The sequence below is a fragment of the Robertkochia sediminum genome, from assembly GCF_016786255.1.
Taxonomy (GTDB): domain Bacteria; phylum Bacteroidota; class Bacteroidia; order Flavobacteriales; family Flavobacteriaceae; genus Robertkochia; species Robertkochia sediminum.
The window spans coordinates 392636-400159 of the sequence record NZ_JADMKT010000074.1 but is presented as its reverse complement, the minus strand read 5'-3'; the positions used below and the strand labels follow the sequence as shown (position 1 = coordinate 400159).

5 protein-coding genes are annotated in these 7524 nt (G+C 45.6%); 2 read left to right on the top strand and 3 right to left on the bottom strand.

Annotation, left to right across the window (positions count from 1 at the left end):
- Positions 1-554: 554 nt before the first annotated feature.
- Positions 555-2303 carry an amidohydrolase gene (locus IS446_RS08685; protein WP_203059854.1) on the top strand — a complete coding sequence of 583 codons (1749 nt, stop codon included), beginning with the start codon at positions 555-557 and terminating at the stop codon, positions 2301-2303.
- Between the two features lie 155 nt (positions 2304-2458).
- Here IS446_RS08685 and IS446_RS08680 read toward each other — a convergent pair whose 3' ends face one another.
- Positions 2459-3640, bottom strand: coding sequence for a glycoside hydrolase family 53 protein (locus tag IS446_RS08680; protein ID WP_203059852.1), 1182 nt, complete (start codon positions 3638-3640; stop codon positions 2459-2461).
- 209 nt (positions 3641-3849) lie between these two features.
- Between IS446_RS08680 and IS446_RS08675 the strand changes: the two genes are divergently transcribed.
- Positions 3850-4335, top strand: coding sequence for a hypothetical protein (locus tag IS446_RS08675; protein WP_203059850.1), 486 nt, complete (start codon positions 3850-3852; stop codon positions 4333-4335).
- A gap of 157 nt (positions 4336-4492) precedes the next feature.
- Here IS446_RS08675 and IS446_RS08670 read toward each other — a convergent pair whose 3' ends face one another.
- Positions 4493-5773 carry a UDP-N-acetylmuramoyl-tripeptide--D-alanyl-D-alanine ligase gene (locus IS446_RS08670; RefSeq protein WP_203059848.1) on the bottom strand — a complete coding sequence of 427 codons (1281 nt, stop codon included), beginning with the start codon at positions 5771-5773 and terminating at the stop codon, positions 4493-4495.
- A 65-nt stretch (positions 5774-5838) separates the two neighbouring features.
- A complete protein-coding gene (gldJ, locus tag IS446_RS08665) occupies positions 5839-7482 on the bottom strand; it encodes a gliding motility lipoprotein GldJ (protein WP_203059846.1) in 1644 nt (547 codons plus the stop codon).
- Positions 7483-7524 lie beyond the last annotated feature (42 nt).

The following is a 7524-nucleotide window of genomic DNA, read 5'->3' as shown; positions in this document are numbered from 1 at the left end:
AGTTACAAGGTTACGAGGTTACGAAGTTATGAGGAGATAAAAATTTGATAATTCATCATTCCTGTTACTCTTGTTACCATTGTTGCTTTGTTGCCTTTAAGCTATTATACAGTTATCCGTTTGATGTATACTCCACCTCTTTTTGGTGTAGTGTGCGGCCTTGAGGGGTTTTCAGGTTGCGCATAGCACCCCACCCCGGATCACCGACCGCAGGGAGGTAATCCAGAGGAGTTACAAGGTTACGAGGTTACGAAGTTATAAGGAGATGAAAATTTGGTAATTCATCATTCCTGTTACCCTTGTTACCCTTGTTGCCCTTGTTACTTTGTTACCGTTATACCGTTATTGTAACCCTCACCTCTTGATGGTATGGAGAGGTGGTCTTCAGGCGTCAGACTTTTCAGAATACTCTTCTGACTCCTTTTTTAAGTTCAAGGATGCTCACTCCTTATCGTCCGCATACCTAATGTTTATCCCGTAAAACGTGTATTTTATTCAATTGCAGTCGTATACGTCTGAAAATCATTAACTTTAATAGTGTTAAAACTAAAGTTATGAGAATTATAAGTTACCTGTTAATGGGTCTGGTCCTTATGGTGTCCTGGTCTTGTAAAGACGGAGATAAGCAAAAGGACGCCTCTGCTGAGGGTGTTTCTGAAGCGACTCTTTATTTTGGAGGTGGAATTATTACCATGGAAGGCGATTCGCCGGAATATGCTGAAGCCCTTGCCGAACGAGATGGAAAGATCGTGTTCGTTGGAAGCAAGGAAGAGGCTGTGCAACAGCTGGGAGAAAATTATAAGGAGGTCGACCTTAAGGGGCAGACCATGCTTCCCGGTTTTATCGACGGTCACGCTCACTTTTTTGGCTTCGGGGCACAGGCGGTAATGGCCAATCTGCTCGCTTCTCCCGACGGTAATGTCAATACCATCGATGATCTGGTTGCTACTCTTAGTGAGTGGTATGAGGCCAATGGTACCGACAAGACCCAGGGATGGATCGTGGGAATGGGATACGACGATGCTATTCTTAAAGAAGGACGACACCCTACTAAGGAAGATCTCGATAAGGTTTCTACAGAGGTGCCTATAATGGCTGTCCATATATCGGGTCATTTCGCTGTTGTTAACAGCAAGGGACTTGAGGAGATCGGCTACACGGCCGAGACAAAGGATCCTTCAGGGGGTGTGATCAGGCGTATGGAAAACAGTATGGAACCTAATGGTGTGCTGGAAGAACTGGCTGCCATACCGATCATGATACAAAAGATCAGTCCGACCTCACCGGAACTGGTAAAGTATTATATGGATAAAGGGCAAGAGATCGCTACCAGCTTTGGGTATACAACCGCACAGGAAGGTCGCGCGATGCAAAATCATTTGCAAATGGCAGAATATGCCGAAGCCGGTCATTTTAAGATCGATGTGGTATCTTATGTCGATTATATGTTTCCTCAATATTTTGATTCAGAATGGTATGGTAATGATTATAAGAACCATTATCGTATTGGAGGGGTTAAGCTTACTCTTGATGGTTCGCCACAGGGACGTACGGCCTGGAGGCATGAGCCATATATTTTACCACCAGACGGTCAGAAGAAGGGGTACTCCGGGTATCCGGCGATCCCTGAAGACAGTGTGGTACAGGGTATCGTGAATAAGGCTTTTGAAAACGATTGGCAACTCTTGGCACACACGAATGGTGATGCCGCTGCCGATCAATTGTTAAGGGTTCTTGCAGAGGCCGGTGAACAGTATGGTAATGAAGATCGTCGAACTGTATTGATCCACGGACAGCTCTTGCGTATGGATCAGCTCGACAGTCTAAAGAAGTACGATGTGGTGGCTTCACTATTTCCTATGCATACCTTTTATTGGGGCGACTGGTATAAGGAGATCATAGGTCCGGAGGCTGCACAAAAGATCAGTCCGATAAAATCTGCATTGAACAGGGGGGTAAAAGTTACTGCTCACACCGATGCACCGGTAGCGCTTCCTAATCTGATGATGATAGCACATACTGCGGTAAATCGTTTAAGTCGTTCCGGAACAGTTATGGGGCCCGATGAGCGATTAACGCCATATGAGGCATTACAGTGTTTGACCTCCTGGAGTGCATGGCAACATTTTGAGGAGGATCGCAAAGGAACCCTTACTCCGGGGAAATTGGCAGACCTTGTTATACTCGATAAGGATCCTCTTAAAGTTGATCCCCTTGATATTATGAACATCAGGGTAATGGAAACCATCAAAGAAGGAGAGACGGTATTCAAGCGACCCGGCGATATGATGGCTAAAAATTAGACTCCAATAGTAAACAACAATACCGGCCGGGAAGCTTTAGCTTTCCGGCTTTTTATTTTGCATCTACACGTAATTGACCTGCTTCGGATGGTTGTGCAAACGGTGGTGAGATCACTTCAGGGAGAGAGCGAATTCAGGGTTGGATGAGGTTTGTGCTATTCCCCGGTTAGTGCGTTGTAGTAGAAGTTCATGCCCAGGGTCGCTTTTCCATTGGCGTCAAATAAGGTGGCGTTATCCCAATGTGAACCTTGTCCCCATCGGGTTTTGCAGGATGTGGAGGTCCATGCAGGTTCCCAGTAAATTATGCCGGAACCACCTGCGTCTTTAACGATGTCCTTTAACGCAATGAGGTAGTCCAGTTGTCCTTGTTGTGTGGCGGGATAACCTTCGATGAGCGCCGATTCGTCGAGCAGGTTGTTGGCGCTGTCATTGTCGCTAAGGGTGTAGGGGTAGGCGGTTTCTACGATCATCAACTTTTTGCTGTGATCACCAATGAGTGTTTCCAGGGCGGGTTGTAAACTATCCAGCCCGTAAGTTGACCATTTAGGGTAGTAGGAGAGTCCTATCCAGTCAAAATCGGTAACCTTGTTAGCCTTAGCTTCTCTGAACCAGGTCAGGGCATTTTCAGGTTGCGCTATGTGCAGCATAACGTCTATGTCTTTACGCACTTCTTCTGAAACATCTCTTACAGCATCGATTCCTTTGTTTATGAGGTAGGCATTGCGTACCCAGTTTATGGAGTCTGCCCTGGGGCCCTTGCGCAGGATCATGCTGTTAATTTCGTTACCAACCTGTACCATATCGGGAAGTAAGCCTTCCTGGTATAATTCCCGAAGTGTTGTTGAGGTGTAGTCGTAAAGGAGGTATCCCAGGGTTTGTGTGTCGTTTATTTGGTTGCTCCAGGCTGCAGGGATCTCTTGTTTAGATGGGTCTGCCCAGTCATCGGAATAATGGAAATCCAAGAGTACTTTCATATGGTGTTCCTTAGCTCTTTTAATAGAGCGTTTAACGTCTTCCAGAGTGCTGTAATCCGTCCATTCCGGGTTGTGCCATAGTCTCAGGCGGACCAGGTTGGCTCCTGCATTACTAAAGATCTCATAGGGGTCTTTTTCTGTATTGGTCTCGTCGTAATACTTCGCGTCGCAATCTTCCATTTCATTCACATAAGAAAGGTCTGCACCGTAATAGAATTCATTAACAGGGGTAGAGCGGACTGTTTCCCTGTTGGCCGTTGTTTCGATAGCGGAGAGCAATACGGTTGGCTTCTTTTTGTTTGCGCAGGATGAAGAAAGGATCAGGAGGGAACAGATCAGAATGGTTACGTAATGTTTGTGCATCTAACAGATGTTTGAGTTAATGCTAAGTGAGTAATAAATTAAGGATTTATTTTTTGCATAATGATCCGTGGGTGGTGTAAATCGACTTAATTGACCTTAAATCAGATGTTTATATGGTGTTCTAGGTGGAACGGGTAATTTTAACACGCCTGATCTTCAGCTTTTCCTACCGGCTTGTTTCTATTCACATCATTTTAAATTTCTTCATTATGAGAACATTAATCACACTCACGACCCTGTTGGTATTTTTTGTGACCGGTGTCGGAACGGCGCAAATTACAAATGAGGAGGCAAAGTTGATCCAGGAGGCCTGGGGCCTCGATAAAAAAGTAATGCTTACCGAATACCTCGATCTTTCAGAAGCCGATGCTGCTAATTTCTGGCCGGTTTACGATGCTTATATGCAAGAGCGATCCAAGTTGGGTATGGATCGTATGAAGATCTTAAAGGATTATGCTGCCCAGTATGAAAGTCTTTCAAGTGATCGTGTAGACGATCTTACCATGCGACTTTTTAAGAATAATATGGCCATTGAGAAATTACAGATGAAGTATTACAAGAAAATGAAGAAGGCTGTTAATCCCATGGAAGCCGGAAAGTTCATACAGGCCGAAAAGTATATCGATGCCGTGATCAGAATGGATGTTCAGAGTGGTATACCATTTATTGGAGAAATGGCCAATGATCGGGGGTGAGTTCGTCCTGTTTAAACCTCGACTCGTTTAGGTCTTAAATGATATACCCCGTATGGCAGGTTTTGCGTAATGCACTTGCTGTACGGGGTTTTGTATGAGTTTTGTTTCAGAAGTTTTGTTTTCTGAAACTTTTGCCTATTTGCCTTTTAATTTCCGATCAGGTAAGGTGATCCAGCAAACGTTCCAGGGCCATTCCTCTGGAGCCTTTTATCAACAGATGCTTCTGTTCTACAGGATGCTTCAAAATGTGATTTTCAAGGTCGGTATAGGAGGCGAATTTCGGGTGTTTGCTCTGGCATTTGCTGAAATTTTCTCCGGTGAGAAAGACGGCTTCAAGTTGCAGTTCGTCGCATAGGTCATTTATCCTTTGGTGTTCTTTCCCGGCCTCTTTTCCCAATTCGAACATATCGCCCAGAATTGCCAGTCGGCTGCCTTTCGCGGTGTTCGCTGCAAAGTGGCGAATGGCTGCTTCCATACTGCTGGGGTTGGCGTTATAGGCGTCAAGAACGATCTCCTTGTTCTCAGTTTTTATGAGTTGCGACCTGTTGTTTTTGGGCAGGTAGCTTTCTAAAGCTGATCTTATCTGTTCGGGAGCTACTTTGAAATAGTTTCCTATGGCTGCCGCCAGGGCCAGATTATTGTAGTTGTAGCTGCCAGTAAGCTGGGAGCTAATGGTGCTGTCTTTGGTTTTAAAAACTACATACGGGGCACTACTAACCATCGAGGTGGGGTAGTTGGTAGCTTCACAATGGCCAAAGGCATAGGTGAGCTCGTAGGCCTTTAGCTTGTTTTTCTGTATCGGGTCACAGCTGTTAAAGAACACCGTCTTTTTGTTGGCAATGAGGTGGTCGTACATTTCGCTTTTGCCTTTAATAACTCCTTCGATACCACCGAATCCTTCCAGGTGGGCCTTCCCGAAATTGGTGATCAGGCCGTAGTCGGGTAATGCGATATTACACAGAGCCTGGATCTCTTTTTGGTGGTTAGCTCCCATTTCTACGATCCCCATCTCTGTCTTCTCATCAAATGAAAGTAGGGTAAGCGGTACGCCGATGTGATTGTTCAGGTTGCCGGTAGTTGCCCGGGTGTTGTATTTTGTAGAAAGCACGGCTCTGATAAGCTCCTTGGTCGTGGTCTTACCATTGCTCCCGGTAAGGGCGATAATCGGGGCTTTCAGTTGTTTGCGATGGAAGGTAGCCAGTTGCTGAAGGGAATCAAGCACATCGTCTACCTTGATGAGGCGAACGTTGCTGTGATCTGGATTTTCGTCGACAACCGCATAAGCTGCACCTTTTTTGAGGGCTTCAAGGGCGAATTTATTGCCGTTAAAATTCTCCCCCTTAAGGGCGAAGAATATGCAGTTGTGCGATATTTTTCGGGTATCTGTACATACTCCGGATGACTTTTGAAATAGCTGGTGTAGGTGTTCGATCTTCATGGCCTAAAAATAATAAAAAAGCCCTGATCTCTCAGGGCTTTTAATATTGAACACTTATAGTTTAACTAGTGTCTTGGCGTTTTCTTTTCAGTGGCTTTGGAACCTACACGCGACATGGCGCAACGGAATCCAATGTAATCTGTAGCCATATACTGAGGCAAGTATCTTCTTTGTGCCGGGTCAAGCCAGAAAGCACGATCTTTCCATGAACCTCCCTTATAAACACGAACCTCGTCGTTGATCAGTGTAGTTCGCTCGTTAGACTCGTCGTATTGCTTAATGATATTACCTTCTGCATCTCTTTTGATCTCATGCGTTGGAGCATTGTACATGCGCTTCGTCGGATCTTCTTCTTCTCCGTCAAACATATCGTAAAAACGGGTAGAGCTTGGGTCTCCATCGCGATAGTCTCTGTTATCGCTGGAGTCAAAGTTTGTTCTCAGGTAAGTGTCGTTTTCATCAACAGGTACCATGGCGATCTCTCCGGGCAGGTCTCTGGCGATGATCCTTCCGTTAGGAAGTGTATCGTAACGCACATTGCCTTCTTCTACGATATCAACCTTACCTTCTTTATCGATGGCAGTTTTCATGTAAACGTTACCACGGTAGTAGTTGAAGTCGTTCGCTTCGTCGTCAACGATCGGACGATATACATCGGCTACCCACTCGGCAACGTTCCCGGCCATGTCGTAAAGACCCCAGTCGTTTGGAGGGTAAGACTTCACTTCAGAAGTGATGTCGGCATTATCGTCAGACCATCCTGCGATTCCACCGTAGTCACCTTTTCCTTGCTTAAAGTTGGCAAGCTGGTCACCGCGATATCTTCTCTTTGCAGAACGGGTGTATTGTCCGTCCCATGGATATTTTTTACGTCCTCTGTAGTTGTTGTATTCTCTTGATCCTACGATAGCTTGTGCAGCGTATTCCCACTCGGTTTCGGTAGGTAAACGATAAGCCGGCATCAGGATTCCGCTGGAACGCTTAGCGAAGACGTTCGTAGAGTCACGCTTTACTTTTCCTTGCAGGGAGTCGATCTGACCTCCGTATACATTGCTTGGGCTGTTCAGGTAGGTTTCAGTGCTGAATGTCCCGTCCATGTCACCGCTGGTAACCTGGTATTTTACGTTGCGATCGAGAAAACCTTCACGCTCTAGGATGTGTTCGTTAACACGGTCTGTACGCCACTCACAGAATTGAACGGCCTGGATCCAGTTAACACCTACTACAGGGTATTCTGCATAGGCAGGGTGTCTCAGGTAGTTGTTGGTCATTACCTCGTTATACCCAAGGCGGTTTCTCCAAACCAGGGTGTCAGGCAATGCTCCGTAGTAAATATTGGTATATGCAGGATTTTCTGGTGGGTAAACCTTTTTAAGGTAGTCCAGGTACTCCATGTACATTTTGTTGGTTACCTCGGTTTCGTCCATATAGAACGATTGCACGTGCATTTGTGTAGGTGAATTGTTCCAATCGTGCATTACGTCATCTTGTACTCTACCTCTTGTAAAGGTACCTCCTTCAAGAAACACAAGACCGGGCGCAGTCTCCTGTTCTTTAAAGTTGGTGTTGTACTGGAAGCCGCCATCTTTGGAATTGATCTGCCATCCGGTGGCGCGGGAAACATTCTTTGACGAGGATTTTTTACAGCTCGTAAAGCCCGCTAACACAACCAGGCATAGCATGCATGCGTTAGATAGATACTTTCTCATAATTAAGATTTGAGTTGTCTTGAAAACAGTACGCAATATAGT

Coding starts and splice junctions, on each gene's coding strand:
- IS446_RS08685 (WP_203059854.1), top strand. CDS start 555: ATGAGAATTATAAGTTACCTGTTAATGGGTCTGGTCCTTATGGTGTCC.
- IS446_RS08680 (WP_203059852.1), bottom strand. CDS start 3,640: ATGCACAAACATTACGTAACCATTCTGATCTGTTCCCTCCTGATCCTT.
- IS446_RS08675 (WP_203059850.1), top strand. CDS start 3,850: ATGAGAACATTAATCACACTCACGACCCTGTTGGTATTTTTTGTGACC.
- IS446_RS08670 (WP_203059848.1), bottom strand. CDS start 5,773: ATGAAGATCGAACACCTACACCAGCTATTTCAAAAGTCATCCGGAGTA.
- gldJ (WP_203059846.1), bottom strand. CDS start 7,482: ATGAGAAAGTATCTATCTAACGCATGCATGCTATGCCTGGTTGTGTTA.